The sequence below is a fragment of the Pseudomonas sp. H3_A02 genome, from assembly GCF_054671965.1.
In genome coordinates, this window is the sequence record NZ_CP162807.1 from 1,137,670 (window position 1) to 1,164,422 (window position 26,753).

Below are 26,753 nucleotides of genomic sequence, written 5' to 3' on the forward strand. Positions count from 1 at the left end.
GTGGGCTTTTTTATGAGTGCTTCGCACTCAAGCGGGAGCAAGCTCCCTCGCCACGGGGCGAATCTGCCCGTTTTTCCCTTCCGCCAACCTCCTCAATCCGCCGCCTCCTCATAAATACCCCATAAAATCCCCAGCAAAGGCTGACGCATACAACCTCAAGCTTGCGCATCGCATGCCGATGAACTTGCCAGTTCGCCCTCTCCTTCAGGCAAGATATGCCCTCCAGACTCAAGGAAGATGCCCCATGTCCGCTTCGCTCGATCTCGCCGCCAGTCAGATCCGTCACGCCGTTCGCGCAGCCACCGAGGGCTTGGTCGGTCGCGAGCAGTTGGCCGAGCTGATCGTACTGGCGGCTGTCGCCCAGGAACACATTCTGGTGGTGGGCCCGCCCGGCACGGCGAAAAGTGCCGTGGTACGTCGGGTGGCGCAATCCATGGGCGGTCGCTACTTCGAGTACCTGCTGGGCCGCTTCACCGAGCCTTCGGAATTGTTTGGCACGGTCGATCTGAAGAAGCTGCGTGAAGGCACGGTTGAAACCGATATCAGCGGCATGCTGCCTGAAGCCGACATTGTGTTTCTGGATGAAGTGTTCCTGGGCTCGACGGCCATCCTCAATACTCTGCTTGGCGTGCTCAACGAACGACGTTTCCGCCGTGGCCACACCCAGGTCCAGTGCCCCTTGCGCGTCTGTGTCGCAGCGGCGAACGGCCTGCCCGACGACGAATCGCTGGCGGCCTTTGGCGACCGCTTTTTGCTGCACCTGTTCGTGGACGCAGTACCCGACAACCAGCTCGAAGCGATGCTGGCTGGCGGCTGGCAGTCGGAGCAGCGCCCGGTTCCGCAACTGCTGGGGCTGACCCAGCTCGACACGCTGGGCCACGCGCTCAAGGACGTCGATTTGTCACAGGTGCGGCCAGCGCTGGCCCAGGCCATCCGCCGGTTGCGGGAGGCCGGTATACAGCTCTCCGACCGACGTATCGTCAAATCCCAGCGCCTGATCGCAGCGGCGGCTTTGCTGCGCGGGCATCTGGAAGCCAGCGAAGCCGACCTCTGGCCGCTGCTTTACGTGCTGCCGACCCGGGAAATCCAGCAACACGGCCGTGAGGTGTTGCAGGATCTTTTTGCCCAGTGCAGCAACAGCCATCTGTTCAGTGCCGTCGAGGAAGCGACGCTGCAACCGATGGCTCGCCTGCATCGTCTGCTTGAAACGGCAGAGGATTACCTGGGGCGCAGCGAACCGCCTGCCAGCCCGTTGCTGGAAGCACTGTTGCGCGAAATCGATGCCAACTTCAACAGCCAGACCATTCCCCAGCGTCTGCATGAGGCCCGCGGACAAGTGGCCCATCTGCTGACAACCCAGGCATGACGAACATGGTCGCCGCCACTGTCATCGACTGGAACTGGCGAGTGCGGCGCGAACCCGGTCAACCACAGGCTGCCGTGGCCTGGGGCGAAGTCGCGGCGCGCCTGCACGCACGGCTGCTGCGCATGCCCGAAGACCAGACCGCGCACCTGCAAGCCACTGCCAACCGTGACGTGCTGATCGTCACGGGCAATGCCGATAACCTGCCGTGGGTCGAGGGCGTCGATTACGCCTGCACCGAGCCCGCCGCACCCGGCCTCTGGCTGCCCACCAGTTGGGAACCCGACGTACCGCTGGACCTGATGGGGCAAGCGCTGCTCGGCAGATTCACGCGCGCGCCACTGCTGCTGTGGCATGCCCCCAGGGTAGTGGTGCCGCTCGACCGATGCCTGCCCGTCACGACTCGGCATCTACAACGCATTCAGGATGAGTGGGCAGGTCGCTGATGCAATTACCGCAATCCCTGCAACCCTGGCGAGATTGGCTGCAATGGTTTCCCCCCGAACAGCTGCCATTGCTGGCGGATCTGTTCGCACGCCTCAATCCGCTGCTAGGCCCCTTGCGTGGCATGCAGCAGGGCGGCGTACCCGAACCCGACGGCCTTGGCGATCTGCAACGCCGTGGTCCGTATGAACGACTATTGGCCAGCGAGTGGTTGCTGGCCGATGAGCTACCCGACGAATTTCTGCGCAGGGCGGCAGTGGGCGAACATCTGTTCCTGGCACCGCAATATCGCACTCATCAGGCCAACCGCATGATCGTTGTGCTGTTCGACGCCGGCCCGCTGCAACTGGGCGGGCCGCGACTGGTGCACCTGGCGCTGCTGATCCTGCTCGCCCGCCGTGCCAGCGAAGCCGGGGCCGAGCTGCGCTGGGGTATCCTGCAAAACGCGCCACAGTTGCAGGCGTTCAAGAGCGCAGCGCATTTGAAGCAACTGCTCGACGCCCGCACGTACCAGACCGTCGGCGATGAGCACTGGCACACCTGGCGCGCCTGGCTGTCGGAGCAGGATTACGACAGCGGCGAACGCTGGATCGTCGGCCAACGGCTGCCCGCCACCGACGCCCGCTCCTGCACTCATCGGGTCCAGATACAGCGCAGCCTCGATGGCCGCAGCCTGATGGTCGCGCTGCAAGACCGGGCCACCCGACAAGTTGCCCTGCCCAACCCCGACCAGCGCCCTGCCTTGCAATTGATCAAGGGCGAGTTCGACATCGCGCGACAGATGGCTCTCACCGCGGTCAAGTCCCTCATTCCAAGGGTTGCGCTGACGCTGGCCCCGATCATTGCCAGCAGCGGCTTCCATGTCGCCCTGAAACTGCTCGACGAGCCTGGGCTTGTGGTGATCAAGCTTCCGGCTCCCCGGCAGAAAAAGCCGCTCGATGTTCGCCGCACGCTCTGGAATAACCGCAGCACGCCGCTGGCGATCACGTTCCCGGGCCGCATGCCCGGTGCGATCCTGAGCCTCGACAAGCAACTGATCTTTTGGAACATGCCTGGCCTCAATCCCGTTGCCCGGCCCGGGCGTGAGCAACTGCAGATGCCCCCGGGCACTGCCACCCTGCTGCCCATGGTGTGGTTGCACAACGGCACCTACGGCAGGGTTTTCCTGCTCGACAATAAAGGTCATCTGGCCTTCTGGGTGGTCGACAACGGCAAGCTGCCCACCCCGCACCAGCCCGGTGTCACCCACTCGATAGCCGATAAGGTGCTGGGCATGGCGCAGGTCGATCGCAATACGCTGGCCTATCTGCGCCATGATGCAGGTCGATTGTACGTCCACCGGCTCAATTCCTGGATCAGCCAGTCCACAGGCCATGTGGTCGGCACGACGAAGGACATCGATCAGGTTCTGTTCCCGGCAAGTCCATGCTGGGAGCGCGCCTTCCACGGTTGCGCGTGGATGCGCCTGGTCGACGGGCAGCAGCAGTGGCAGATGGTGGCTCCGGACCTTCAGACCAGACAGATCGATCTGGCACCCGGCTGGAAAGGCCTGGGGTTGTTGATTGGGGAGGACGAGGCGCTGTCCATGGTCCTGCTCGGCCCCGACCAGCAGACCGTCGCCCTGTACTGCGGGGGTGAGCAACGTGTGCTGTTCACCACCAACGAGACCATTGCCAGGATCAACTTTTGCCCGATGAGCCGGCTGGTCGCCGCCCTGACCAAGGCTCGGGAACTGGTGGTGTATGCGGTCCGGGACGAGCGCATGGTGTTGCAGGTCATGTGCAATCAGGCACAAACGCAATCGGAGGACAACACCCATGTCCGGACCTGATGCCGTCATTATTCGCCGTCCGGCACTCAGCGGTTATCAACCGATCGAGGCGCTGTGGTTCCCCGTCGAGCGCTTCAGCGAGCAGGAACGGGCGCGGCTGATACTCACCCACTGGCAAACCGACGCCAGGGCCGAACGCTTTGCCGACGGCGACCTGCTGCGCATTCCCAAGGCACGCGCCATGCTTTGTGAAGGGCTCGCGGGTTGGCCACTGATTCGCCAAGGCCGAACGCTTTGCTCAGCCCGGTTGAGTCCTGAAGAAATGCAGCGCCTGGCCCACGCCGATGTCTGGCTGGTACGCGGCACGCAGGTCAATGCCCTGCACCTGCGCGACGCCACTGCGCTGGCCCCCGGTCAATGGATCGACGTCAGCCAGTACGCGCTACTCGACACTTACGACTGCCAAGACGTATTGCCGGAACCACAAGCCGACCCTCTGGCAGTACAGACCGACATACGGGAAATCCTGGGTGACTCGCTTGCGCCGGTCAGCCCCGAGCGGGAGGCGGTGATGCAAGCTCTGCTGGAGCGCCAGCGTCAGGCCGCCACGCCTGGCGTAACTGCGGCGCGTCACACGCCAGGCACGGCGAACAACCGGCATAGTACCGGCGAGTTGAAAAACGGCCTGCTAGGTTTAATTGCGCTGGCCGTGGGTATTGGCCTTTACCAATTTCTATCCCTTAACGGTCCGCAGTTGCCGACCGCTACCCCTGCTGCAGAGAGAGCCAAGCCGCCGCGCCCTGTGGATCCCTCCACATTCGATCTGGGCAGTGTCTTGGTTTGGACGGTCATCGGCGCGGCGCTCTTCACCCTGATACTGATGGCCGTGCGTGCCTGGACGCGGCGCAATGGCACACACTCGGCAGCAAGCAACACGCCTCCTTCCGCTACCGCCAATGCTGCCCGACCATCAAAGCCGTCCGTGCCGCCACGGGCGTCGGGCCAGCCACGTGGCCCGGCCAGGTGGCGGCGCTGGCTGACGCGCCTGACTCAGAATTCACGCTTGTCAGCGCTTTACGGAAAGCGACAGGCCGCTTACATGCAACGCATGCTGGAAATGTTCGAAAACGGCGATCTGGAAGAAGCACTGCGCCACGCCATTCCGCTGGGCGGCGGCCAGGGCAACGCAGGTCAAGCCTTCGGCACACCCAGCAGGCGCCAGGATCTGGCGCTCACCCAGCATTCAGGGCCTCGCACCAGCATGCTGTTTGAGGCAGATCTTGAAACCCACCTCAAGCAAGTCTACCGGCAGTCTTTTGAGCGACTGGATCGCGAGGGACGTATCGAGGAAGCCGTGTTTGTCCTGGCCGAACTGTTGAGGGCACGACAGGAAGCGCTCGACTATCTGGAAAAGCACCAGCGCTATCAACAGGCGGCTGACCTTGCGCTGGCCTGGGACATGCCCACCTCGACCATCGTGCGTATGCTGTGCCTGGCAGGGGATTGGCAGCGAGCGTTGCAAGTCGCGCGGCGCGACAACGCGTTCGCCGATGCCGTCATCCTGCTCGAAAAGAAATGGCCGGAAGCCGCCACGCGCCTGCGTCTGGAATGGGCGCTGGCCCTGACCGAAAAAGGGTTGTGGTTGCAGGCGGTGGATGTGATCTGGAGTCTGCCCGCAGAGCACGAACGCGCCACGCAATGGCTGCTGGCCGCCGAGGCCGCAGGAGGTAGCCTGGCGATCGGCGCGCTGGTGAAACGGGCTATCCTGCTTCCCGACACCCTCTCGACATACGAAACCTGGGTCGAAAAACTGCGCGACGACCCCGAGCGGGTCATGGAACGCGCCACACTGGCCCAGGCGCTGCTGACGCACAAGGCCCATAGTCCCGCGCTGGCCTGGCTGGCTGCCGCGACCGTGCGGGCGATGATCTGTGATCAGGCCGGGCCACACGCTCATCTCACCCAGAATCAGCTTCAAGCGCTGGTAAAAATGAGCAAGGACAAACTGCTACAAGCGGACCTGCCTGGCAGCGCCCTGCCCAAGAACAAACTTCTTAATCAGGGCCTTGAGCGGGCAAGCACCCCCTTGTCGTTCACGGCGCCAGAAAGGGGCAACCGGACGCTGTGCGATGCCGTGCCCCTGACTGACGGACGCTACCTCCTGGCACTGGGCGAAGCTGGCGCATCGGTGGTCGAAGCTAGCGGCAAGACGGCCTTTCACTTTCCGGTGCCCGCTCAGACCCTCGTGCTGGGCCACAGCCGACAGGTCGCGCTGGCGCTGGCGCGTCGCGGCGACGTCTGGCGCATCTGCAAACTGGATCTGGTCAATCGCAGCGCCAGCGATCTGGGCGTGCTGATGCTGGACGCCTTCGCCAAGCATTTCGACGGCACCGCCTGGACCGTCGGCCGAGGCTCGCAATTGCGCGTCGTGGATGTGGATCGCCGGTTCGAGACACTCTGGCACGTCGGAGATCTGCCCGGGCAGATTGGCTTCCTTCGGGACGACGAGCGCAACGAATCCTTATTGCTGGACACTCCACACAATTTCCAGCTCTGGCATTACCGCCTGCCCGACCGCCGATTGCTCAGCCGCGAATCCATGCCCGCGCGGCGTCAGGAGCACAGTTGGCAGGTGTATAACGCAGCAGGCCGGACCACTGAGTTCTGGATCGAGCACCCCGCCGACAGCGACCCCATGCTGATGGCATACGAGAGCGGCACGAGCAAGCGCTATCCCTTGCCCGGTCTGATTCAAGCGCTTACCGATCCATTGCACATCTACTCGTTCGAGCAGTGGCTGGTGGTCTGCTATGCAGCCGGCGACGATGACGCACGCTGGCACTTCATCCACCGCCACAGTGACCGGCTATGCGTCGTCCTGCATTGGCCGCTGCATGAAGCGCAGCTGCGTTGCGTGGGCAATGAATGGGTAATTTTCGACAATCAGGGCCGGCTGTTGCATATCGACACAACCAGCTCTATGACTCGAACTCTGTCGGTGCAGTGAGGAGATCCACTTAACTGATCCGACATTTTTTTCGCCAGATAGCTATCGCGAGTTCCAGCTCGCTCCCACACCGGGCGGTGGCGAACAAAACATCCGCAACACCCCCAATCCCCTGTGAGAGCCGAGCTTGCTCGCGATGAAATCACCCCAGTTCCAGCGCAGAACACCCCACCCGCATCGCCAAAAAACCTCTCTCCTACAGCCCTCACCTACACCCCACTATCAAGCTACGCATCCTTGCGCCTTTGCCTACAACTACGCCAGAATCCGCCCGCTTGTGCGCCTTGTCCCTGGGTTTTATTGTCTTCCTGCCACTGCCCATCAGTGGTCGGGTTTAGTAGCCCGGATGACATCCGGTTGCATGAGTCTCATCAGTTAGGCATTCGCCTGCACTCGATGGTGGCTGTGCGCATGGCGCCCTCGGGCGCGCCGGTTTTAGGTATGTCACCGGTCTACTAACCTGCGCACAGCCGCCACCCCATCGTTTAGTAGCGAAATGGTTGCGGCCTAACTGAGAAGACATACCTATGTTCAAAATTACCCCGAATCCGCCAGAGGCAGATTCCACTTCAAAATCCGCAAAATCCAAAGCCAAGCAGCAAGACGAAACCACCAAACGGGTGCTCGATCATTACTTGCTACCGAAACCGGATAAATCCAAAGACGAGCCCAAACCGGGGCAGCTATACGCCGTCGTGAAAGGCCTCGATAACGAATGTTTGCTTGCCAACCTCACTGAGACGTTGGCATCGGCTGATGCGATGGTGAGTGACTTGGCGTTTGATCTGGAGGGATCGAGGCGCCATGTGGCGCAGGGGATTCAGCAGTTGATTGAGCTGAGTTCGTTGCTGGCGAATCGGGTGTTGGATAACGTGGAGCCGCGGCAGTAGGATTTATTCCTCAACGAAAAACCCGACGTTTTGCGTCGGGTTTTGGTTCTTCTATCCGCAGAAATCGGCTTTTTTAATGCCATAAAGCTGCAGCTGATAATAAACATAACAATAGGAAGCCGTTAAAAATATTAGAAACGTGGGCAAATGATTTGGGTGTAACCAGTAGATCAGATTATTAAGCAATAAGACTGCCGTTACGATGGTGGCGAGAATGCTTGCAGTTTTTGTAAGGAGGGTGCTGGGCATGTTGCTTGATTTTCTTAACCGATAAGGTCGCTGCAGCACTAGAACCAGCAAAGACATGAGAAGCGTACCAATAACTGCTGTAAAAGGGATAGCAATAGTGTCATGTTCGGCCGCATACAAATTATTTTCGAAATTAGTGTATAAATTGTAGCCACCAATTATTGGGGTAGCGGAGAGACTTACCAAATAAAAACACAATGAATGTTTTATCTTCATGCTTTTTGTCCTTGCGCCATAGCATCAGTGCTACCCAATGCCATGGCAATACCGTTTAGAAGTTGGGAGTTTGAAAGCCCTTTCCTATCAAGTGAATTTTATGCTCGCCCGAAATGTTTATTTCATATCCCCTTCCCGGCAGGGCTCTGCCAGCGGTAGTAAGTTGCTCAAGCGCGAGCGGTCTATCGCTTTTATTGAAGTCATAAAAGTCATGGTAGGCTTTGACTGTTCCCATAAACTGCCAGGATGTATCTTGGTTGCGAGTGAAATCACCCTCAACACGGAGCGTGATTCGCCCAAGGTAGGCACCACTGATAAGACTGTCTTTGCCGGTATCGTAAGCCACCTTTGGGTCCACCAGATGATACGTGCCCGGTGACTTGGTGCTTTCGATAGTCTGCTTCAATAATGAAAGCTTGTGCTCTCTTATTTGTAAACCAATAGTATTTATATCGACTTCAAGTTTCTCTCCCTTCCCCCATAAATAGTGCGCTAATGCTTTAACCGGGCTGAATGTGCCTCCAGATAATTTTGGTGTTTCCAATTTGAATGTTGTACTGCGGGCGTATTTTGAGTGGGCGATGGCTATAATAGCTTCCCTCGACGTAAAACCGCTTCTCTCAAGCGCATCAGCCAAACTAAAGCAAATAGCTTTATTTTTGAAGAGTACGTCATTTATACGCCAGTACGGAGCTACCCAGCCGCGTTCCCGCTCGACAATTTGCCATATGTCTTTTATTGCACCATAAGCGTTTTTTTGATTTATAGCTTTGTCGAGAATTTTAAGGTTGAAAGTGAAGTCGTCCAGCCCGGTTTGAGTTTTTATAAGATCAGTTATGTAAAAGTCATCATCTTCTGTTAGTACGTCTGGCTGAGGCGGCGGAAATATATAAGTACCATCAATGATGATACCGTCCGTGGACCAATATCCTCCTGAAGAGCCACGCCACGTACCATTGACCTGAGTCGGGGGTAAGTCAATTCCGTTCTGCTTCATGAGTTCAACTCCTTTTGATCGTAAAGTTAAATGTCCTGCGACCAGAACTCCTTGTCTGGATTTCTAATTAAGCACGGAGATGTAGGAGGCTCAATACCTCAATGACAGCTTAGGAGATGGACTACAGGACTTTGGGAATAAGGGGACGAATTGTTTCTAATATTAAATACGTTCCCTTCCCCGTTCAGCTAATCTGCTCAAACCGCCGCCGTTTCAGGAACAACCCGCCTCCAAAGAGCAATGATCATTTGGGTAATTTCGGACATGTGTGTTTCCAGTCAGGTCTTGATGATCAATGTCGAGAGGGTGCGTTGCGGGCCGATACCGCCGTTGACCTGCGCCTCAATGCTGACCAGTACGTCACTACAACAAGCGGATTGGGTTCAAATCATTTCATTTTTACTGGACTGGGAGAGCGGGGAGTGCCGATCAGTTCAGCCACAAACCTGTGGGAGCAAAGCTTGCTCGCGATTGGGGCAGGTCAGTCGACAACTGGTTTGGCTGGTCTACCGCTATCGCGAGCAAGCTTTGCTCCCACAGATTTTGCGCCGGCTGAGCTTTTAGCGGATCGGCAGTGGATTGGGTGGGCTTTTTTGTGAGTGCTGCGCACTCAAGCGGGAGCAAGCTCCCTCGCCACAAAAGCAGTTTTGTGTGAAGTCAGGGGTGGCGATCCAGCTTCTTGAGGAACACGGTCATTTCTTTTTCGGCCTGTTTGTCGCCGTGGGCTCGGGCGGCTTCCAGGCCTTGTTGCCAGGCTTGGCGGGCTGCAGCGGCGTCGCCTTGGCCTTGGTGGGCCTTGCCCAGGAGTTTCCAGGCTGCTGAATACTTGGGGTCGAATTCGACGCAGCGTTGGAGGTGTTCGGCTGCTCGGGGGAATTCGCCTAGGTCTAGGTAGCCTTTGCCCAGGCCGAAGCGCAGTAGGGAGTTATCCACGCCCTTGGCGAGCATTTTTTCCAGGGAGTCGAGCATGGGGGGCGTCCTTATCGGTTGTGTCAGGGGTTGATTGGTTGGGCGGTCGATAGGAATCGCGGGCAAGCCTTGCTCCCACAGATCTCCCCACAGATCTCCCCACAGATATCCCACAGATCTCCAACAGACTGCGTTCGGCGCTTGGGGGGACGCGGAGCGTCCCGGGCTGCATTCCCACGCGGAGCGTGGGAATGATCAGTACGGTGGGGGTTAGAAGAAGCTCAACCCTACATGGAACAACTTCTCGACATCGCGAATGTGCTTTTTGTCCACCAGGAACAGGATCACATGGTCGCCGGTCTGGATGGCGGTGTCGTCGTGGGCGATCAGGACTTGTTCGTCGCGGATGATCGCGCCGATGGTGGTGCCTGGCGGCAGGCCGATGTCGCGGATGGCTTTGCCGATCACTTTGCTGGATTTGGCGTCGCCGTGGGCGATCGCTTCAATGGCTTCGGCCGCGCCGCGGCGCAGGGAGTGGACGCTGACGATGTCGCCGCGGCGCACGTGGGCCAGCAAGGTGCCGATGGTTGCCAGCTGCGGGCTGATGGCGATGTCGATGTCGCCGCCCTGGATCAGGTCGACGTAGGCCGGGTTGTTGATGATGGTCATGACCTTCTTCGCCCCCAGGCGCTTGGCCAATAGCGACGACATGATGTTGGCTTCGTCGTCGTTGGTCAGGGCCAGGAAGATGTCGGCGTCGGCGATGTTTTCTTCCAGCAACAGGTCGCGGTCCGAGGCACTGCCTTGCAGCACCACGGTGCTGTCGAGGGTGTCGGAGAGGTAGCGGCAGCGCGCCGGGCTCATCTCGATGATCTTGACCTGGTAGCGGCTTTCGATGGCTTCGGCCAGGCGCTCGCCGATTTGACCGCCGCCGGCGATGACGATGCGTTTGTAGTTCTCATCGAGGCGGCGCATTTCACTCATGACCGCGCGAATATTCGCTTTGGCGGCGATGAAGAAGACTTCGTCGTCGGCTTCGATCACCGTGTCGCCCTGGGGCAGGATCGGCCGGTCACGGCGGAAGATCGCCGCGACCCGGGTTTCCACATTCGGCATGTGCTCGCGCAACTGGCGCAGTTGCTGGCCCACCAGCGGCCCGCCGTAGTAGGCCTTGACCGCCACCAGTTGCGCCTTGCCTTCGGCAAAGTCGATCACTTGCAAGGCGCCGGGATGTTCGATCAGGCGCTTGATGTAGTTGGTCACCACCTGCTCGGGGCTGATCAGCACGTCCACCGGGATCGCTTCGTTGTCGAACAGGTCGGCGCGGGTCAGGTAGGCCGCTTCACGCACCCGGGCGATCTTGGTCGGGGTGTGGAACAACGTGTGGGCGACCTGGCAGGCGACCATGTTGGTTTCATCGCTGTTGGTCACGGCCACGAGCATGTCGGCGTCGTCGGCACCGGCCTGGCGCAGCACCGTCGGCAACGACCCGCGACCTTGCACGGTGCGGATGTCGAGACGGTCGCCGAGGTCGCGCAGGCGTTCGCCGTCGGTGTCGACCACGGTGATGTCGTTGGCCTCGCTGGCCAGATGTTCCGCCAGCGAACCGCCGACCTGTCCTGCGCCGAGGATGATGATTTTCATCCAGTCACTCCTATCGAATCGGTCTTAACCGCGTGCGGCGGCAATTTTGATCAACTTGGCGTAATAGAACCCATCGTGCCCGCCTTCTTGGGCCAGCAACTGACGGCCGTGGGGCTGCTTGAGGCCGGCCTGGGTTGCGATGTCCAGCTCCCGGGCGCCCGGGGTGCGAGCGAGGAATGCCTCGATCACCTCGGTGTTCTCGGTCGGCAAGGTCGAACAGGTGGCGTAGAGCAGCATGCCGCCCACGTCCAGGGTCGGCCACAGAGCATCGAGCAGTTCGCCTTGCAACACGGCCAACGCGGCAATGTCGTCCGGCTGGCGGGTGAGTTTGATGTCCGGATGGCGGCGGATCACGCCGGTGGCCGAGCAGGGCGCGTCGAGGAGGATGCGCTGGAACGGCTGGCCGTCCCACCAGGTCGCGGTGTCGCGGCCATCGGCGGCGATCAGCTCGGCCTCCAGGCCCAGGCGCTCGAGGTTTTCCTTCACGCGCACCAGGCGCTTGGCTTCCAGGTCCACCGCCACCACGCCGGCCAGTTTCGGCTCGGCTTCAAGAATGTGGCAGGTCTTGCCGCCCGGGGCGCAGCAGGCGTCCAGCACCCGTTGCCCGGGCGCCAGCTCCAGCAGGTCGGCGGCCAGTTGCGCGGCTTCGTCCTGGACGCTGATCCAGCCCTCGGCAAAACCCGGCAGGGCGCGCACATCGCCCGGGGTTTCCAGGACGATGCCGTCGCGGCTGTACTGGCACGGGATGGCCGGGATGCCCGCCTCGCCCAACAAGGCCAGGTAGGCATCGCGGGGATGGTGGCGACGGTTGACCCGCAGGATCATCGGCGGATGGGCATTGTTGGCGGCGCAGATGGCTTCCCATTGCTCGGGCCAGAAGGCCTTGAGGGATTTCTGCAGCCAGCGCGGGTGCGCCGTGCGTACTACCGGGTCGTGCTCCAGCTCGGCCAACAGGGTTTCGCTTTCCCGCTGGGCGCGGCGCAACACGGCATTGAGCAGGGCCTTGGCCCAGGGCTTCTTCAGCTTGTCGGCGCAGCCCACGGTTTCGCCGATGGCGGCGTGGGCGGGGACGCGGGTGTAGAGCAGTTGATAGAGCCCCACCAGCAGCAGCGCCTCGACGTCGGCATCGGCGGCCTTGAACGGCTTCTGCAACAGCTTGGCCGCCAGGGCCGACAGCCGTGGCTGCCAACGGGCGGTGCCGAACGCCAGGTCCTGGGTGAAACCGCGATCACGGTCTTCCACCTTGTCCAGTTGGGTCGGCAGGGAACTGTTCAGCGAGGCTTTCCCGCTGAGTACCGCGGCAAGTGCCTTGGCGGCGGCCAGACGTGGGTTCATGAGGCGTCCGTCGCTTGGCCGAGATGGGTGCCGACGGCAAATTTCTCACGGCGGCTGTTGAACAGGTCGCTGAAGTTCAGCGCCTTGCCACCCGGCAGTTGCAGGCGCGTCAGGCACAAGGCCTGCTCGCCACAGGCGACGACGAGGCCGTCCTTGCTGGCGCTGAGGATTTCTCCCGGTGCGCCCTTCCCTTCGGCGTAATTGGCCGCCAGCACTTTCAGGGCTTCGCCGTTCAGGGTGCTGTGGCAGATCGGCCAAGGGTTGAAGGCCCGCACCAGACGCTCCAGCTCAACGGCCGGGCGGCTCCAGTCGATGCGGGCTTCGTCCTTGTTCAGTTTGTGCGCGTAGGTGGCGAGGCTGTCGTCCTGCACGTCGCCCTCCAGCGTGCCTGCGGCCAGGCCAGCGATGGCCTGGACCACGGCGGGCGGGCCGATCAGGGCGAGGCGGTCGTGCAGGCTGCCACCGGTGTCTTCGGCGCTGATGGGGGTGCTGACCTTGAGCAACATCGGCCCGGTGTCCAGGCCGGCCTCCATGCGCATCACCGTGACGCCGCTCTCGGCATCGCCGGCTTCCACGGCGCGCTGGATCGGCGCGGCACCGCGCCAGCGCGGCAGCAGCGAGGCGTGACTGTTGATGCAACCCAGGCGTGGGATGTCCAGCACCACTTGGGGCAGGATCAGGCCGTAGGCGACCACCACCATCAAGTCCGGCTTCAGTGCCGCCAGTTCGGCCTGGGCTTGTGCGTCGCGCAGGGTCGGTGGCTGCAACACCTCGATGCCATGCTCCTGGGCCAGTTGCTTGACTGGGCTGGGCATCAGTTTTTGCCCGCGACCGGCCGGCCGGTCCGGCTGGGTGTAGACCGCGACGATATCGTGGGGGCTGGCCAGCAGGGCCTTGAGGTGTTCGGCGGCAAATTCGGGAGTGCCGGCAAAGACGATGCGCAGGGGCTCAGTCATGGGTAGCTCTCAATTACAAAGCAGTCGCAAAAGAAAAAGGCTTGCCGCGGCAAGCCTTTGAAGGGGGGCATCAAGCATTCTGGCGATGAAGTTTTTCCAGTTTTTTCTTGATCCGGTCACGCTTGAGGGTGGACAGGTAATCCACGAACAGCTTGCCGTTGAGGTGGTCGCACTCGTGCTGGATGCACACCGCCAGCAAGCCTTCGGCGATCAGTTCATAAGGCTGGCCGTCACGGTCCAGGGCCTTGATCTTGACCTTCTGCGGACGGTCGACGTTTTCATAGAAGCCCGGCACCGAAAGGCAGCCTTCCTGGTACTGGTCCATCTCGTCGGTCAGGGTTTCGAACTCGGGGTTGATGAACACCCGGGGCTCGCTGCGGTCTTCGGATAGGTCCATCACGACGATACGCTTGTGCACGTTGACCTGGGTCGCGGCGAGGCCGATGCCTGGCGCTTCATACATTGTTTCAAACATGTCGTCGACCAACTGACGCACTTCGTCGTCCACTACGGCCACCGGTTTGGCGATAGTGCGCAGGCGCGGGTCCGGAAATTCGAGAATGTTCAAAATGGCCATAAGCTTGATAAATGCACGTGTGAGGTAAAGTCGGGTGGCTGGCCTGGCGTGTCTTGGGATGCAGGCTACCGTTGTAAAACGATGCGCTTGTGGAGAATAGCTCCTTAAGCAGCGAGCCACGGGGGCTCTGGCGTTTTACGCGAACGCACATAATAAAGGGATTCACCGCATGAGGAAATCACTACTCGCCCTGCTGCTCCTGGCCTCGGCCGGTATCGCGCACGGGCAAGTGCAACTTCGGGAAGGTTTTCCCCAGCAATACACGGTGATGACGGGGGACACATTGTGGGACATTTCCGGCAAATACCTGCGCGAGCCGTGGAAATGGCCCGAGCTCTGGCAGGCCAACCCGCAGATCGAAAACCCCCACCTGATCTATCCGGGCGACACCCTGTCGCTGGTCTACGTCAACGGCCAACCGCGCCTGACCCTCAATCGCGGCGCCTCGCGCGGCACCATCAAGCTGTCGCCGCGCATTCGCAGTTCGCCGGTGGCCGATGCCATCCCGAGCATTCCGCTGCAAGCCATCAACAGTTTCCTGCTGAGCAACCGCATCGTCGACACGCCTGAGGATTTCGACAAAGCGCCCTACGTCGTCGCCGGCAATGCCGAGCGGGTGCTCAGCGGCATGGGGGATCGGGTCTTTGCCCGTGGCGCATTCGACTCGAATCAGTCGGCCTATGGCATCTTCCGTCAAGGCAAGGTCTACACCGACCCCGAAACCAAGGAATTTTTGGGCATCAACGCCGACGACATTGGTGGCGGTGAAGTGGTCGCCACCGAGGGCGATGTCACCACCCTGGTCCTGCAACGCACCACTCAGGAAGTGCGCCTGGGTGATCGCCTGTTCAGCGGCGAAGAGCGTTCGATCAACTCGACCTTCATGCCCAGCGCGCCGAAATCGGACATCAACGGCTTGATCCTCGACGTGCCCCGGGGCGTGACCCAGATCGGCGCGCTGGACGTGGTCACCCTGAACAAGGGCCGCCGTGATGGCCTGATCGAAGGCAACGTGCTGGCGGTGATGAAGACCGGTGAAACCGTACGCGACCGCATCACCGGCGCGCCGGTGAAAATCCCCGATGAACGGGCCGGCCTGCTGATGGTATTCCGCACTTACGACAAACTCAGCTACGGCCTGGTGCTGTACGCCTCACGCTCGCTGTCGGTGCTCGATAAGGTCCGTAATCCATAACGGGTCTCACAAGTTACCAACAGAGTTATCCACAGCTTGTTCCCGTTTTTACGGGGCTCATAACGGTCAAGGATGATCGCATGTCATTACCTGAATCTGCTCCGGTTTCCCCTGCGGAACTGGAGGCCCGGCTACGCCTTCACCGCTTGCCGGAACTCGGTCCCAAGCGTTTCATGACCCTGATGGAGGCCTTCGGCTCGGCCTCCAAAGCCATCAGTGCACCGGCCAGTGCCTGGCGAGCGCTGGGCTTGCCCGTGGCCTGCGCCGAGGCGCGACGCAACCCGGATGTGCGTGACGGTGCCGCCCATGCATTGGCCTGGCTTGAGCGTGCGGGCCAGCATTTATTGATGTGGGACCAACCCGACTACCCGGCGCTGCTGGCGCAGATCAGCGACCCACCACCGCTGCTGTTCGTCGCCGGCGACACTACCATTCTGGAAAAACCCCAGCTGGCGATGGTCGGCAGTCGACGGGCATCGCGTCCGGGCATGGACACCGCGGCGGCGTTTTCCCGCAGCCTGGCCGGGGCCGGTTTTGTCATCACCAGCGGCCTGGCCTTGGGCATCGATGCGGCGGCCCATCAGGCCGCGCTGGATGTGGGCGGACGTACCGTCGGTGTGTTGGGCACTGGCCTGGAAAATTTTTATCCACAGCGCAATCGGCGGCTGGCGGACGCGATGATTGCCCAAGGCAGCGCGGTGCTGTCGGAGTTTCCGTTGGACGCGCCGCCCCACGCCAGCAACTTTCCGCGCCGCAACCGGATCATCAGCGGCTTGTCCTTGGGGGTGCTGGTGGTAGAAGCCAGTGTCGCCAGCGGCTCGCTGATCACCGCTCGCCTGGCGGCGGAGCAGGGCCGCGAGGTCTATGCGATTCCTGGATCGATCCATCACCCCGGGGCCCGAGGCTGCCATCAGTTGATCCGCGACGGTGCGGCGCTGGTGGAAACCGTCGAGCACATCCTCGAAGCGCTGCGCGGTTGGCAGCAGTTGCCGCTGGCCGCGATGCCTGAGCCGGTGACCCATCCGCTGCTGCGCCTGCTGCATGCCGCGCCGTTGAGCAGCGAGGCGTTGGCCGACGCCAGCGGCTGGGGCTTGCCCAAAGTGCTGGCGGCGTTGACCGAGCTGGAGATGGAAGGACGCGCCAGCTGTGACAACGGACGTTGGTTTGCACGCTAGGTTTTATGGGGAAGATCGGTAAACTGCCCACAGCCTTATTTGCGTTGCGGGAGAATCGTTCATGGTCAACAGTTGGCGTGTGCAACAAGCCGCGCGAGAAATTCGCGCCGGGGCGGTGATTGCCTATCCAACCGAAGCGGTCTGGGGCCTGGGTTGTGACCCGTGGAACGAGGAGGCGGTGGAACGCCTGCTGGCGATCAAGTCGCGGCTGCCCGACAAAGGCCTGATCCTGGTGGCTGACAACATCCACCAGTTCGACTTTCTGTTCGAAGACTTCCCCGAAACCTGGATGGACCGCATGGCCAGCACCTGGCCGGGGCCTAATACCTGGCTGGTGCCGCACCAGAACCTGCTGCCGGAATGGATCACCGGGGTGCACGACACCGTCGCGCTGCGGGTAAGCGATCACCCTACCGTGCGGGACTTGTGTTCATTGGTCGGGCCGCTGGTGTCTACCTCGGCCAACCCCCAGGGCCGCCCGGCGGCACGCACGCGGATTCGCGTCGAGCAGTATTTTCGTGGGCAGATCGACCTGGTGCTCGGCGGTAACCTGGGCGGGCGCAGGAACCCCAGTGTGATTCGCGACCTGGCGAGCGGGAAAGTGGTTCGACCGGACTGAGCCCGAACACACATCCTGCATCTTGCACAAACCCCCTGTGGGAGCGAGCTTGCTCGCGATAGCGTCAGATCAGCCCAGGATTGATGTTGACTGACACACCGCTATCGCGAGCAAGCTCGCTCCCACAGGGGATTTGCGGTGGCCAGGGAAATCGAACTCACCACTGATCCGAGTGTGGGAGCGGGCTTGCTCGCGAAGGCGTCGGCACATTCAACATTGATGCAAGCTGACCCACCGTTTTCGCGAGCAAGCCCGCTCCCACAAGGTTTTGTGTTGCACACAGTATTTATGAACACGACAGGTTCTTCAGCGAGCTCTAAATCAAGGCAGAAGAATGGTCGAACCGGTCGTGCGCCGCGCCGACAGTTCGGCCTGGGCCTTGGCCGCTTCCGCCAGTGGATAACGCTGGTTGATGTCCACCGTGATCTTGCCGCTGGCGATCATCCCGAACAGTTCATCGGCCATGCGCTGCAGGTTTTCCGCATTGTTGGCGTAAGTCGCCAGGGTCGGGCGGGTGACGTACAGCGAGCCCTTGGCCGAGAGAATCCCCAGGTTCACACCGTCCACCGCACCCGAGGCATTGCCGAAGCTCACCACCAGACCCCGGGGGGCGACGCTGTCCAGGGAGGTCAACCAGGTGTCCTTGCCAACCCCGTCGTACACCACGGGCACCTTCTTGCCGTCAGTCAATTCCAGCACGCGCTGTGCGACGTTTTCCTTGCTGTAGTCGATGGTTTCCCAGGCGCCGTGGGATTTGGCGATGGCGGCTTTTTCCGGCGAACTGACGGTGCCGATCAGCTTCACGCCCAAGGCCTTGGCCCACTGGCAGGCCAATGAGCCCACGCCACCGGCGGCGGCGTGGAACAGAATGGTTTCTCCGCCCTTGAGTTCATAGGTCTGGCGTAACAGGTATTGCACGGTCAGGCCCTTGAGCATCACGCCGGCGGCCTGTTCGAAACTGATGGATTCGGGCAGGTGCACCAGATTGGCTTCGGGCAACACATGCACATCGCTGTAGGCCCCCAGCGGGCCGCTGCCGTACGCCACCCGGTCGCCGACCTTGAACCGCGTAACGCCTGAACCGATGGCCTCGACCACACCCGCGCCCTCGGCGCCCAGGCCCGAAGGCAGCGTCGGTGGCGGATACAGACCGCTGCGGTAGTAGGTGTCGATGAAGTTCAGGCCGATCGCCTTGTTGCTGACGCGCACCTGCTGCGGGCCCGGCTCGGCAGGCTGATAACCCACATACTCAAGCACTTCGGGACCACCGTGGGAACTGAACTGGATACGTTTGGCCATCTTCACTTTCTCCTTGTCGCAGGACTTTTTACCAAGCCTGCTATCGGACTCCTAAGCTTGACCGTCGTCAACTGTGGCGTGGGCAAGTGCGGTGGTATCCTGTGCGCCCATTTGCCACCGGCCCGCTATACGCCGCTTAGCGTAGCCCTGATCAAGGTGATGTCATGTCCACTCGCACCGAGGCCGTGAAAGCCTACCTGCTCGACCTGCAAGACCGTATCTGCGCCGTCCTGGAAACCGAGGACGGTGGCACGCGCTTCGTCGAAGATGCCTGGACCCGGCCGGCCGGTGGTGGCGGTCGCACGCGGGTGATCGAAAACGGCACGGTGATCGAAAAGGGCGGCGTCAACTTTTCCCACGTCTTCGGCAGCGGTCTCCCACCCTCGGCCAGCGCCCATCGGCCAGAACTGGCCGGTCGTGGCTTCGAAGCCTTGGGCGTGTCGCTGGTGATCCACCCGCACAACCCCCACGTACCGACCTCCCACGCCAACGTGCGTTTCTTCATCGCCGAGAAGGAAGGTGAAGAGCCGGTCTGGTGGTTCGGTGGTGGCTTCGACCTGACGCCTTACTACGGCGTGGAGGAAGATTGCGTGCATTGGCACCGCGTCGCCGAGCAAGCCTGCGCGCCGTTCGGCCCCGAGGTGTATCCGCGCTACAAGGCTTGGTGCGACAGCTACTTCCACCTCAAGCATCGCAACGAGCCCCGGGGTATCGGCGGCCTGTTTTTCGACGACCTGAATGAGTGGGATTTCGACACCTGCTTCGCCTTCATCCGCGCCATTGGCGACGCCTATATCGAGGCGTACCTGCCGATCGTGCGCCGCCGCAAGCACGACGCGTTCACCGCCAAACAGCGGGAGTTCCAGGAGTTCCGCCGTGGGCGCTACGTGGAGTTCAACCTGGTCTACGACCGTGGCACGCTGTTCGGCCTGCAATCGGGCGGACGGACTGAATCGATCCTGATGTCCCTGCCACCGCAAGTGCGCTGGGGCTACGACTGGAAAGCCGAACCGGGCAGCGAAGAGGCGCGGCTGACCGAGTATTTCCTGCAGGATCGCGATTGGCTGGCGACGGCCTGAACGGGGATTATCCATGGACCGCTACGTTGTAATGGGTAACCCGATCGGCCACAGCAAGTCGCCGTTGATCCATCGCCTGTTTGCCGAGCAGACCGGGCAAACCCTGGACTACAGCACGCTGCTGGCGCCCCTGGAGGATTTCGCGGGTTGCGCCCGAGAATTTTTCCGCGAGGGTCGTGGGGCAAATGTCACGGTGCCGTTCAAGGAAGACGCCTTCCGGCTGGCCGACAGCCTGACCGAGCGGGCCCAGCGGGCCGGGGCGGTCAATACATTGAGCAAACTGGCCGACGGGCGCCTGTTGGGTGACAACACCGACGGCGCCGGACTGGTCCGGGACCTGACCGTCAACGCCGGCTTCAGCCTCCAGGGCAAGCGCATCCTGTTGCTCGGGGCCGGCGGCGCGGTGCGCGGTGCCCTGGAACCGCTGCTGGCCGAAGCGCCGGCCTCGGTGATCATCGCCAACCGCACGGTGGAAAAAGCCGAATTGCTGGCCGAGTTGTTCGCCGACCTGGGCCCGGTCTCGGCCAGCGGGTTCGACTGGCTGCAAGAGCCGGTGGACCTGATTATCAACGCGACCTCCGCAAGCCTGTCGGGGGATGTACCGCCGATTGCCGCCAGCTTGATCGAGCACGGCAAGACGGTCTGCTACGACATGATGTATGGCAAGGAACCGACGTCATTCTGCCGTTGGGCCAAGGAACATGGCGCGGCAGTAGCGATGGATGGCCTGGGCATGCTCGCCGAACAGGCGGGGGAAGCGTTCTACCTGTGGCGCGGGGTACGCCCGGACACCGCGCCGGTGCTGGCCGAGTTGCGCCGCCAACTGGCGCTCTAGGCTTCAAGCTGTTGTGGCGAGGGGATTTATCCCCGCTGGACTGCGAAGCAGTCCCAAAAGACGGGGCCGCTGCGCGCCCCAGCGGGGATAAATCCCCTCGCCACAGGTGTATGTGTGAGCCTTAAGCTCTCTGCGATTTCTTCAGTCCTCGAAATGAATCGGGCACTTCTGCGCCCCCTCCAGCTTCAACAACTCCTCCACCACCTGGGGCCGGGCCATGCGCAAGGTCAGGCTACGTCCCTGGCTGCGCAGGCGCCGGGCTTCCTGGTGGAGCATTTCCACCCCGGAATAATCGATGAAGTTGATCTGCTGGGCATCGATGACCACCCGCTGCGCCTGCAACCGCTGCAGGCGTACTTGCAGGTAATGGCTGGCGCCGAAAAAGATCGAACCGCCCACCCGCAGGATCTCCGCCTCCCCTTCGCGAAAATGCTGCACCCGCGGCTGCGAGGTGCGCTTGAGGTAGAAGAACAGCGAAGCCAGCACGCCGGCGTAGATGGCGGTTTGCAGCTCCAGCAGCAACGTAGCCAGGCAGGTCAGGCTCATCACCATGAATTCGGCGCGACTCACGCGGAACAACGCCCGGATACCGCGGTGGTCCACCAGCCCCCAGGCGATCAGCAGGATGCTGCCTGCCATGGCCGGAATCGGGATGTGTGCGATCAGTTTCGCCCCGGCGACCGCAAACAACGCCACCCACAAGGCCGAGAACACCCCGGCCAGGGGCGAGCAGGCCCCGGCTTCATAGCTGAGGCCGGAACGGGTAAAGGAACCGGCCGACAATGACCCGGCGAAAAATCCGCCCACGATGTTGGAAAGCCCCTGCGCCCTCACCTCCTGATTCGCATCGAGCAGTTGCCCGGACCGTACCGACAACGAACGGGCGATGGACAGGCTGGTGACCAGCCCGAGCATGCCCACCGCGACGGCCCCGGGCAGCAGGCGCAGGATCAGCTCCAGGTCCAGCGGCAGCGGCGTGAGCGGCGGCAGGCGCCCGGCAAAGGCGCTGACCAGCGCCACATGCCCGAACATCGCCGGCCACAACCAGACCACCAGGCTGCTGATGACTAAAGTTATCAACAGGCTCGGCCAGCGCGGCAGCAAGCGCTTGAGCACAATGCCCAGGAGCAGAGTGCCCACCCCCAGCAACAGCGAGGGCTTATCCACAGCCCCGATGTGATCGACCAGCATCAGCAGGCCCCTCAGCGCCGTGGCTTCGTTCGCCAGGTCGAGGCCCAGCAGGTTCGGCAACTGCCCCAGGGCAATGACCACCGCCGCGCCCAGGGTGAACCCCAGCACCACCGAGTGGGAAACGAAATTCACCAGCGCACCGAAACGCAGCAACCCCAGCAGCCATTGGAAAATACCCGCCAGCACCGTCAGCAGCAGGATCAAGGTGATGTAGTCCTGGCTGGCAGGCACGGCCAGCGGACTGACGGTGGCGTACAGGACGATGGAAATCGCCGCCGTGGGGCCGCAGATCAGGTGCCACGACGACCCCCACAAGCAGGCGATCAGCACTGGCACGATCGCCGCGTACAAGCCGTATTCGGGGGGTAAACCGGCAATCAAGGCGTAGGCAATGGACTGCGGCAACGCGAGAATCGCGCCGCTCAGGCCGACGATCAGGTCGCGGCCGACACTGGCGCGGGTCTGCCGGGGCAGCCAGCTCAGGAAGGGGAAGAGTGAATGGCGAGTGGGGATTGCCATGGGGCCTCAAGGATGGGGTTTGCGAGCAAGGGTATCAGGACAAGGCACCATTCTCCCTGTGGCGAGGGGATATATGTGGGAGCAAAGCTTGCTCGCGAAACAGGCACCTCGGTCTCTGAAAGACCGAGTCGTCTTCATCGCGGGCAAGCCTTGCTCCCACAATAATCCCCTTGCGACAGTGCTCCGCCGTCAGAGCTTGGCCTTCACCGCCGCCAACGCATCCTTGCCATCCAGGGTTTTCACACCGTCCAACCACTTATCCAGCACCGCCGGGTTGGCCTTGATCCAGGCCTTGGCCGCATCGGCGTTGCTGACTTTGTTGTTCACCACCTCAGCCATGATGCTGTTTTCCATCTCCTGGGTGAAACTCAGGTTGGTCAGCAGCTTGCCGACGTTCGGGCAGGCCTGTGCATAACCTTTGCGGGTCAGGGTGTAGACGCTGCCGGTGTCGCCGAAGTATTTCTCGCCGCCCTTGAGGTAGTGCATTTTCAACTGCACGTTCATCGGATGCGGGGTCCAGCCGAGGAAGGTCACGAATTTCTGTTTTTTCACCGCCCGGGAGACTTCCGCCAGCATCGCCTGCTCGCTGGACTCCACCAGTTTCCACTCGCCCATGCCGAAGTCGTTGGTCTTGATGATTTCTTTCAAGGAAAGGTTGGCCGGGGCGCCGGAGCCGATGCCGTAGATCTTCTTGTCGAACTTGTCGGCGAATTTGTTCAGGTCGGCAAAGTTATGCACACCGGCGTCCCAGACGTAGTCCGGAACCGCCAGGGTGAACTCGGTGCCGTCCAGGTTCTTGGCCAGTTGCGTGACGTCGCCATTGGCCACGAACTTGTCATAGAAGCCCTGCTGCGCCGGCATCCAGTTACCCAGGAACACATCCACCTGGCCGTCCTTGAGGCCACCGAAGGTGATCGGCACCGCGAGGGTGTCGACCTTGGCTTTGTAGCCCATCCCGTCCAGCAGGAAACCGGTGATGGCGTTGGTCGCGGCGATATCGCTCCAGCCCGGATCGGCCATCTTCACGGTCTCGCAGCTTTGCTCGGCCCAGGCCGAAACACTGCTCAACGCCAACAGTCCAGCGGTCAGTACTGTGGATAACTTTTGCATGTGCGTGCCCCTTACGTTATTGGTTTTGGCAGGGTTGTGGATAACGGGCCTTGCGCTCCAGATCGTCGAGGTCGATGTGGTTACGCATGTACTGCTGGCTGGCGTCCACCAGCGGCTGGTGGTCCCAGCTCTTGAGTTTGCCCAGGGTCAGCGCCTGGGCGACGAAACGACGGCGACGCTGGCTGGCGAGCACCTGTTGGTGAATCGCCGGAATATCCCACTTGGCGCGAGCTTCGGCGAGAAAATCGGCGAACAGGGTTTGATGCTCAGGGGATTGGCTGAGATCTTCCACTTCCTTGGGGTCGTTGCGTACGTCGAACAGCAGGCACGGGTCATCTTCGCTGTAGATGAATTTCCACGGGCCACGACGGATCATCATCAACGGGCTGATGGTGCCTTCGGCCATGTATTCACCGAAGACCTCGTCATGTCCGCCCTGCCCTTGCAGATGCGGCACCAGCGAGCGGCCATCCAGCGGCAAGCCCGGTTCCAGCGTGCCACCGGCCAGTTCCACCAGGGTCGGCAGCAAGTCTGCGGTGGACACGGCTGCGCCCACCCGGCCGCTGGCGAACTGCCCCGGCGCACTGATCAGCAACGGTACGCGGGCGGCCATTTCGAACCAGTGCATTTTGTACCAGAGGCCCTTTTCGCCGAGCATGTCCCCGTGATCGCCGGAGAACACGATGATCGTGTCGTCCAGCAGACCGGTGTCTTCCAGGGTTTGCAGTAGCTTACCGACGTTGCTGTCAATGTAGCTGCACGCGCCAAAATAGGCGCGGCGAGCATCCCGAATCTTATCCACAGGCAGTGGCTTGTCCCACAGGTCATAAACCTTCAGCAGCCGCTGGGAATGGGGATCGAGGTCCGTTTGCGCCGGGGTCTGTGGCAACGGGATGTCGTTGTCGTCATACAAATCCCAAAACGCCTTGGGAATCGTGTACGGGTCGTGTGGGTGAGTCATCGATACGGTGAGGCAAAACGGCTGGTCACCCTCCTCGCGGATGTGATCGAACAAGTACTGCTGGGCCTTGAACACCACTTCTTCATCGAAATCCAACTGGTTGGTGCGCACGCAAGGGCCGGCCTGCAACACCGACGACATGTTGTGGTACCAGCTCGGCCGCACGTCCGGCTCATCCCAATTCACCGCCCAGCCGTAGTCGGCAGGATAGATGTCGCTGGTCAGGCGCTCCTCGTAGCCGTGCAGTTGGTCGGGGCCGCAAAAGTGCATCTTTCCGGACAACGCCGTGCGGTAGCCGAGGCGGCGCAGGTAATGGGCATAGGTCGGCACGTCTGCGGGAAAGTCCGCCGCGTTGTCGTACGCACCGATCTTGCTCGGTAACTGGCCGCTTACCAGAGTGAACCGCGACGGCGCGCACAGCGGGCTGTTGCAATAGGCGGCGTCGAACACCACGCCCTCAGCCGCCAGGCGCGACAGGTTCGGCAGCTTGATCGGCGAAGGACCGTAGATCGGCAACATTGGCGCGGCCATTTGATCGGCCATGATGAAAAGAATGTTCTTGCGCTTCATGTATTCGCGGCATTCCATAGTAGGCAGTTATGCGACATTGCTGCGATTGAGCATGTAGCCCCCGGGTTTTGGGGTAAAGCCCATGCAGGACAATGACTAGGATAAGCACAGCTTATGTATGACGCCCTGGGTAACCTGTCCCTGGACCTGTTCCGTGCCTTTGAAGCCGCAGCCCGCCAACAGAGCTTTACGGCGGCGGCGATTGAACTGGGCACCACACAACCGGCCATCAGCCAGCAGATCAAGCGCCTGGAAGAACAACTGGGTACGCGGTTGTTTGACCGGATCTACCGTGGCATCGAACTGACCGAGGCCGGGACGATCCTGTTCGAACAGGTACAGGCCGGCTTGCAGAGCATCGATGCCGGGCTCAGCGCGATCACCGCCCAGCACCAGCACGAGGTGCTGCAGGTCGCCACGGACTTCGCCTTCGCCGCCTACTGGCTGATGCCGCGCCTGCATCGCTTTCACGCCGCCAACCCGCAGGTGGACGTGAGCCTGGTGACCAGCGAACGTAACCACAACATGCTGCGCACCGATATCGACGTTGCCGTACTGTTCGGCGATGGTCGCTTCAAACAAGGCGAAAGTCGCTGGCTGTTCAGCGAAGAAGTCTTTCCGGTGTGCAGCCCACTGCTACTCAAGGAACGTCCCCTGCCCTTGCCCGCCCTGGACTTGGCGGAATTTCCGTTGCTGCACCTGCGCGCGGGTAACAGCAACAGCTGGTTCGACTGGAGCGGCGTATTCCGCGAGCTGGGCATCACCTCGCCGCCAGCCCCCGGGCAATTGCGCTTCGACAACTACACGTTGCTCATCCAAGCAGCGATTGGCGGCCAAGGCGTCGCCATCGGCTGGCGACACCTTGTGGATAACTTATTGGCCCAGGGGCTGCTGTGCCGTCCGATCGCTGAAACGGTGCTGTCGCGGCTGGGGTATTACGTGGTCTTGCCCCAGCGTAAACGGCGCGGTGTGTTGATCAGGCAATTCGTCGATTGGCTGATGGAAGAACAGGCCAACAGTGCCGAATCGCTCACGGGGCTGCCGTTGCCGTCGATTGCTGTTTGAGTACAGGGCGAGGCTTGAGTGGGTCATCGTCTTTTTGGGGCTGCTGCGCAGCCCAGCGGGAGCAAGCTCCCTCGCCACGGTTATCACCGCTCTGTGGCGGCCACGAAGCTGACGTGTTCGCCCACATGCAGGTTCAGGCGCAGCTCATCGGCGATGCCGACCGCCACGCGGTTAAGCCGTTCCAGGGATTCGGCCATGCCGGGTTCGAGGCTGGTACTGACCTGGCTGAAATGTTCGATGCCCAGGCCAGGCGACGCATAGGGTGCGTTGATCAAGGTCCATTGCAACGTGCTGTTTTTCAGGGCATCGAGCACTTCTTCGGCGGCATGGCGCTGCAAATCGTCGTCGGCCGGTTCTTCGTCGAGCACCGCAAAGTCACCCACCAGGAATAGCCGGGCAATGTTCACCGCCTGCATGCCGGCGATTAGCGCATCCACCGCCAGGACTTGCTCCACCGGGCCGGGAATCAAGGTGCGCTCCACGTGTTCGCTGTTCATCGGCAACCCCGACGCGTTCAACAGACACACCACGGCGTTGGCGCCGGCGACGCTTTGCTTGACCCGCTCCGGGTCGAACAGATCGCCGGTCTTGGTCCGCAGGCCCGGGCGTGGAGCCAGGGCGGTAAGATCGTCGAGAATGGCGATGACCTCATGCTGGCGCCTTAGCATTTCAGCCATCAACGCACTGCCGAGGCTGCTCATGGCACCATAGAGCACCACTTTGATGACCGGGGTTTCGGCGTTTTTCATGGCTGCTTTCCTCTTTGTCCGGCATGTA

23 protein-coding genes are annotated in these 26,753 nt (G+C 61.4%); 11 read left to right on the forward strand and 12 right to left on the reverse strand.

Annotated features, from left to right (window positions below):
• Window positions 1–244 precede the first annotated feature (244 nt).
• The 5 genes from AB4N80_RS04820 (at window position 245) to AB4N80_RS04840 (ending at window position 7,475) form a co-directional block, all read left to right on the forward strand.
• Window positions 245–1,366 carry an AAA family ATPase gene (locus AB4N80_RS04820; RefSeq protein WP_043042332.1) on the forward strand — a complete coding sequence of 374 codons (1,122 nt, stop codon included), beginning with the start codon at window positions 245–247 and terminating at the stop codon, window positions 1,364–1,366.
• Window positions 1,363–1,809 (forward strand): bpX5 domain-containing protein, encoded by a 447-nt coding sequence (locus tag AB4N80_RS04825; protein ID WP_460080930.1) that lies wholly within the window; start codon window positions 1,363–1,365, stop codon window positions 1,807–1,809. Before AB4N80_RS04820 ends, AB4N80_RS04825 begins: the two co-directional genes overlap by 4 nt.
• The gene (locus AB4N80_RS04830) at window positions 1,809–3,638 is read left to right on the forward strand and encodes a hypothetical protein (protein ID WP_460080932.1); all 1,830 of its coding nucleotides are present in this window, start codon (window positions 1,809–1,811) and stop codon (window positions 3,636–3,638) included. Before AB4N80_RS04825 ends, AB4N80_RS04830 begins: the two co-directional genes overlap by 1 nt.
• Window positions 3,625–6,585 (forward strand): bpX6 domain-containing protein, encoded by a 2,961-nt coding sequence (locus AB4N80_RS04835; RefSeq protein WP_122567748.1) that lies wholly within the window; start codon window positions 3,625–3,627, stop codon window positions 6,583–6,585. Before AB4N80_RS04830 ends, AB4N80_RS04835 begins: the two co-directional genes overlap by 14 nt.
• Window positions 6,586–7,112: 527 nt before the next feature.
• Entirely contained in the window at window positions 7,113–7,475 is a 363-nt protein-coding gene (locus AB4N80_RS04840) for a DUF6124 family protein (RefSeq protein WP_122567747.1), read from the forward strand.
• Window positions 7,476–7,526: 51 nt separating this feature from the next.
• Here the strand turns inward: AB4N80_RS04840 and AB4N80_RS04845 are convergent, their stop codons facing one another.
• The 7 genes from AB4N80_RS04845 to def form a co-directional block, all read right to left on the reverse strand.
• On the reverse strand, window positions 7,527–7,940 hold the full coding sequence (locus AB4N80_RS04845; protein ID WP_163006806.1) for a hypothetical protein: 414 nt from the start codon (window positions 7,938–7,940) through the stop codon (window positions 7,527–7,529).
• A gap of 55 nt (window positions 7,941–7,995) precedes the next feature.
• Entirely contained in the window at window positions 7,996–8,937 is a 942-nt protein-coding gene (locus AB4N80_RS04850; protein ID WP_354335942.1) for a lipid II-degrading bacteriocin, read from the reverse strand.
• Between the two features lie 657 nt (window positions 8,938–9,594).
• A complete protein-coding gene (locus tag AB4N80_RS04855) occupies window positions 9,595–9,906 on the reverse strand; it encodes a tetratricopeptide repeat protein (protein ID WP_354335943.1) in 312 nt (103 codons plus the stop codon).
• A 210-nt stretch (window positions 9,907–10,116) separates the two neighbouring features.
• The gene (trkA, locus tag AB4N80_RS04860; RefSeq protein ID WP_460080938.1) at window positions 10,117–11,490 is read right to left on the reverse strand and encodes a Trk system potassium transporter TrkA; all 1,374 of its coding nucleotides are present in this window, start codon (window positions 11,488–11,490) and stop codon (window positions 10,117–10,119) included.
• A gap of 24 nt (window positions 11,491–11,514) precedes the next feature.
• A complete protein-coding gene (rsmB, locus tag AB4N80_RS04865; protein ID WP_122567742.1) occupies window positions 11,515–12,825 on the reverse strand; it encodes a 16S rRNA (cytosine(967)-C(5))-methyltransferase RsmB in 1,311 nt (436 codons plus the stop codon).
• Complete coding sequence (gene fmt, locus AB4N80_RS04870) at window positions 12,822–13,781, reverse strand: methionyl-tRNA formyltransferase (RefSeq protein WP_122567741.1); 960 nt, start codon at window positions 13,779–13,781, stop codon at window positions 12,822–12,824. The genes rsmB and fmt overlap by 4 nt, the downstream gene beginning before the upstream one ends.
• Before the next feature lie 70 nt (window positions 13,782–13,851).
• Window positions 13,852–14,358, reverse strand: a complete 507-nt coding sequence (gene def / locus AB4N80_RS04875) for a peptide deformylase (RefSeq protein ID WP_003196300.1) — start codon at window positions 14,356–14,358, stop codon at window positions 13,852–13,854.
• 169 nt (window positions 14,359–14,527) lie between these two features.
• Here def and AB4N80_RS04880 point away from each other — a divergent pair, with 169 nt between their 5' ends.
• The 3 genes from AB4N80_RS04880 (at window position 14,528) to AB4N80_RS04890 (ending at window position 17,347) form a co-directional block, all read left to right on the forward strand.
• Window positions 14,528–15,553, forward strand: a complete 1,026-nt coding sequence (locus AB4N80_RS04880; protein WP_122567740.1) for a LysM peptidoglycan-binding domain-containing protein — start codon at window positions 14,528–14,530, stop codon at window positions 15,551–15,553.
• Window positions 15,554–15,633: 80 nt separating this feature from the next.
• Window positions 15,634–16,728, forward strand: coding sequence for a DNA-processing protein DprA (gene dprA / locus AB4N80_RS04885; RefSeq protein WP_305491429.1), 1,095 nt, complete (start codon window positions 15,634–15,636; stop codon window positions 16,726–16,728).
• Window positions 16,729–16,789: 61 nt separating this feature from the next.
• Window positions 16,790–17,347, forward strand: coding sequence for an L-threonylcarbamoyladenylate synthase (locus tag AB4N80_RS04890; RefSeq protein ID WP_460080944.1), 558 nt, complete (start codon window positions 16,790–16,792; stop codon window positions 17,345–17,347).
• A gap of 321 nt (window positions 17,348–17,668) precedes the next feature.
• Here the strand turns inward: AB4N80_RS04890 and AB4N80_RS04895 are convergent, their stop codons facing one another.
• A complete protein-coding gene (locus AB4N80_RS04895; protein WP_122567738.1) occupies window positions 17,669–18,646 on the reverse strand; it encodes an NADPH:quinone reductase in 978 nt (325 codons plus the stop codon).
• 164 nt (window positions 18,647–18,810) lie between these two features.
• Between AB4N80_RS04895 and hemF the strand changes: the two genes are divergently transcribed.
• A complete protein-coding gene (hemF, locus tag AB4N80_RS04900) occupies window positions 18,811–19,725 on the forward strand; it encodes an oxygen-dependent coproporphyrinogen oxidase (RefSeq protein ID WP_305469006.1) in 915 nt (304 codons plus the stop codon).
• A gap of 13 nt (window positions 19,726–19,738) precedes the next feature.
• Window positions 19,739–20,560, forward strand: coding sequence for a shikimate dehydrogenase (aroE, locus tag AB4N80_RS04905; RefSeq protein WP_305469004.1), 822 nt, complete (start codon window positions 19,739–19,741; stop codon window positions 20,558–20,560).
• Window positions 20,561–20,701: 141 nt separating this feature from the next.
• Here aroE and AB4N80_RS04910 read toward each other — a convergent pair whose 3' ends face one another.
• The 3 genes from AB4N80_RS04910 to betC all read right to left on the reverse strand — a co-directional run bounded on the left by AB4N80_RS04910 (window position 20,702) and on the right by betC (window position 24,911).
• Window positions 20,702–22,270, reverse strand: a complete 1,569-nt coding sequence (locus AB4N80_RS04910; protein WP_305469003.1) for a SulP family inorganic anion transporter — start codon at window positions 22,268–22,270, stop codon at window positions 20,702–20,704.
• Between the two features lie 189 nt (window positions 22,271–22,459).
• On the reverse strand, window positions 22,460–23,380 hold the full coding sequence (gene choX / locus AB4N80_RS04915) for a choline ABC transporter substrate-binding protein (RefSeq protein ID WP_014335844.1): 921 nt from the start codon (window positions 23,378–23,380) through the stop codon (window positions 22,460–22,462).
• 16 nt (window positions 23,381–23,396) lie between these two features.
• Window positions 23,397–24,911 carry a choline-sulfatase gene (betC, locus tag AB4N80_RS04920; RefSeq protein ID WP_354335947.1) on the reverse strand — a complete coding sequence of 505 codons (1,515 nt, stop codon included), beginning with the start codon at window positions 24,909–24,911 and terminating at the stop codon, window positions 23,397–23,399.
• Window positions 24,912–25,025: 114 nt separating this feature from the next.
• Between betC and AB4N80_RS04925 the strand changes: the two genes are divergently transcribed.
• Window positions 25,026–25,976 carry a choline sulfate utilization transcriptional regulator gene (locus AB4N80_RS04925; RefSeq protein WP_460080950.1) on the forward strand — a complete coding sequence of 317 codons (951 nt, stop codon included), beginning with the start codon at window positions 25,026–25,028 and terminating at the stop codon, window positions 25,974–25,976.
• 83 nt (window positions 25,977–26,059) lie between these two features.
• On the opposite strand, the gene AB4N80_RS04930 is transcribed toward AB4N80_RS04925, so the two are convergent.
• Window positions 26,060–26,725, reverse strand: coding sequence for an NAD(P)-dependent oxidoreductase (locus tag AB4N80_RS04930; protein ID WP_460080953.1), 666 nt, complete (start codon window positions 26,723–26,725; stop codon window positions 26,060–26,062).
• Window positions 26,726–26,753: the final 28 nt, after the last annotated feature.

Bases quoted from the DNA above. Each gene is read 5' to 3' on its own strand.
- AB4N80_RS04925 (WP_460080950.1), top strand. From the start codon at position 25,026: ATGTATGACGCCCTGGGTAACCTGTCCCTGGACCTGTTCCGTGCCTTT.
- AB4N80_RS04910 (WP_305469003.1), bottom strand. From the start codon at position 22,270: ATGGCAATCCCCACTCGCCATTCACTCTTCCCCTTCCTGAGCTGGCTG.
- AB4N80_RS04820 (WP_043042332.1), top strand. From the start codon at position 245: ATGTCCGCTTCGCTCGATCTCGCCGCCAGTCAGATCCGTCACGCCGTT.
- AB4N80_RS04845 (WP_163006806.1), bottom strand. From the start codon at position 7,940: ATGAAGATAAAACATTCATTGTGTTTTTATTTGGTAAGTCTCTCCGCT.
- dprA (WP_305491429.1), top strand. From the start codon at position 15,634: ATGTCATTACCTGAATCTGCTCCGGTTTCCCCTGCGGAACTGGAGGCC.
- trkA (WP_460080938.1), bottom strand. From the start codon at position 11,490: ATGAAAATCATCATCCTCGGCGCAGGACAGGTCGGCGGTTCGCTGGCG.
- AB4N80_RS04830 (WP_460080932.1), top strand. From the start codon at position 1,809: ATGCAATTACCGCAATCCCTGCAACCCTGGCGAGATTGGCTGCAATGG.
- choX (WP_014335844.1), bottom strand. From the start codon at position 23,380: ATGCAAAAGTTATCCACAGTACTGACCGCTGGACTGTTGGCGTTGAGC.
- AB4N80_RS04835 (WP_122567748.1), top strand. From the start codon at position 3,625: ATGTCCGGACCTGATGCCGTCATTATTCGCCGTCCGGCACTCAGCGGT.
- AB4N80_RS04855 (WP_354335943.1), bottom strand. From the start codon at position 9,906: ATGCTCGACTCCCTGGAAAAAATGCTCGCCAAGGGCGTGGATAACTCC.
- AB4N80_RS04880 (WP_122567740.1), top strand. From the start codon at position 14,528: ATGAGGAAATCACTACTCGCCCTGCTGCTCCTGGCCTCGGCCGGTATC.
- AB4N80_RS04840 (WP_122567747.1), top strand. From the start codon at position 7,113: ATGTTCAAAATTACCCCGAATCCGCCAGAGGCAGATTCCACTTCAAAA.
- AB4N80_RS04895 (WP_122567738.1), bottom strand. From the start codon at position 18,646: ATGGCCAAACGTATCCAGTTCAGTTCCCACGGTGGTCCCGAAGTGCTT.
- AB4N80_RS04930 (WP_460080953.1), bottom strand. From the start codon at position 26,725: ATGAAAAACGCCGAAACCCCGGTCATCAAAGTGGTGCTCTATGGTGCC.
- rsmB (WP_122567742.1), bottom strand. From the start codon at position 12,825: ATGAACCCACGTCTGGCCGCCGCCAAGGCACTTGCCGCGGTACTCAGC.
- def (WP_003196300.1), bottom strand. From the start codon at position 14,358: ATGGCCATTTTGAACATTCTCGAATTTCCGGACCCGCGCCTGCGCACT.
- AB4N80_RS04825 (WP_460080930.1), top strand. From the start codon at position 1,363: ATGACGAACATGGTCGCCGCCACTGTCATCGACTGGAACTGGCGAGTG.
- fmt (WP_122567741.1), bottom strand. From the start codon at position 13,781: ATGACTGAGCCCCTGCGCATCGTCTTTGCCGGCACTCCCGAATTTGCC.
- betC (WP_354335947.1), bottom strand. From the start codon at position 24,911: ATGAAGCGCAAGAACATTCTTTTCATCATGGCCGATCAAATGGCCGCG.
- AB4N80_RS04850 (WP_354335942.1), bottom strand. From the start codon at position 8,937: ATGAAGCAGAACGGAATTGACTTACCCCCGACTCAGGTCAATGGTACG.
- aroE (WP_305469004.1), top strand. From the start codon at position 19,739: ATGGACCGCTACGTTGTAATGGGTAACCCGATCGGCCACAGCAAGTCG.
- AB4N80_RS04890 (WP_460080944.1), top strand. From the start codon at position 16,790: ATGGTCAACAGTTGGCGTGTGCAACAAGCCGCGCGAGAAATTCGCGCC.
- hemF (WP_305469006.1), top strand. From the start codon at position 18,811: ATGTCCACTCGCACCGAGGCCGTGAAAGCCTACCTGCTCGACCTGCAA.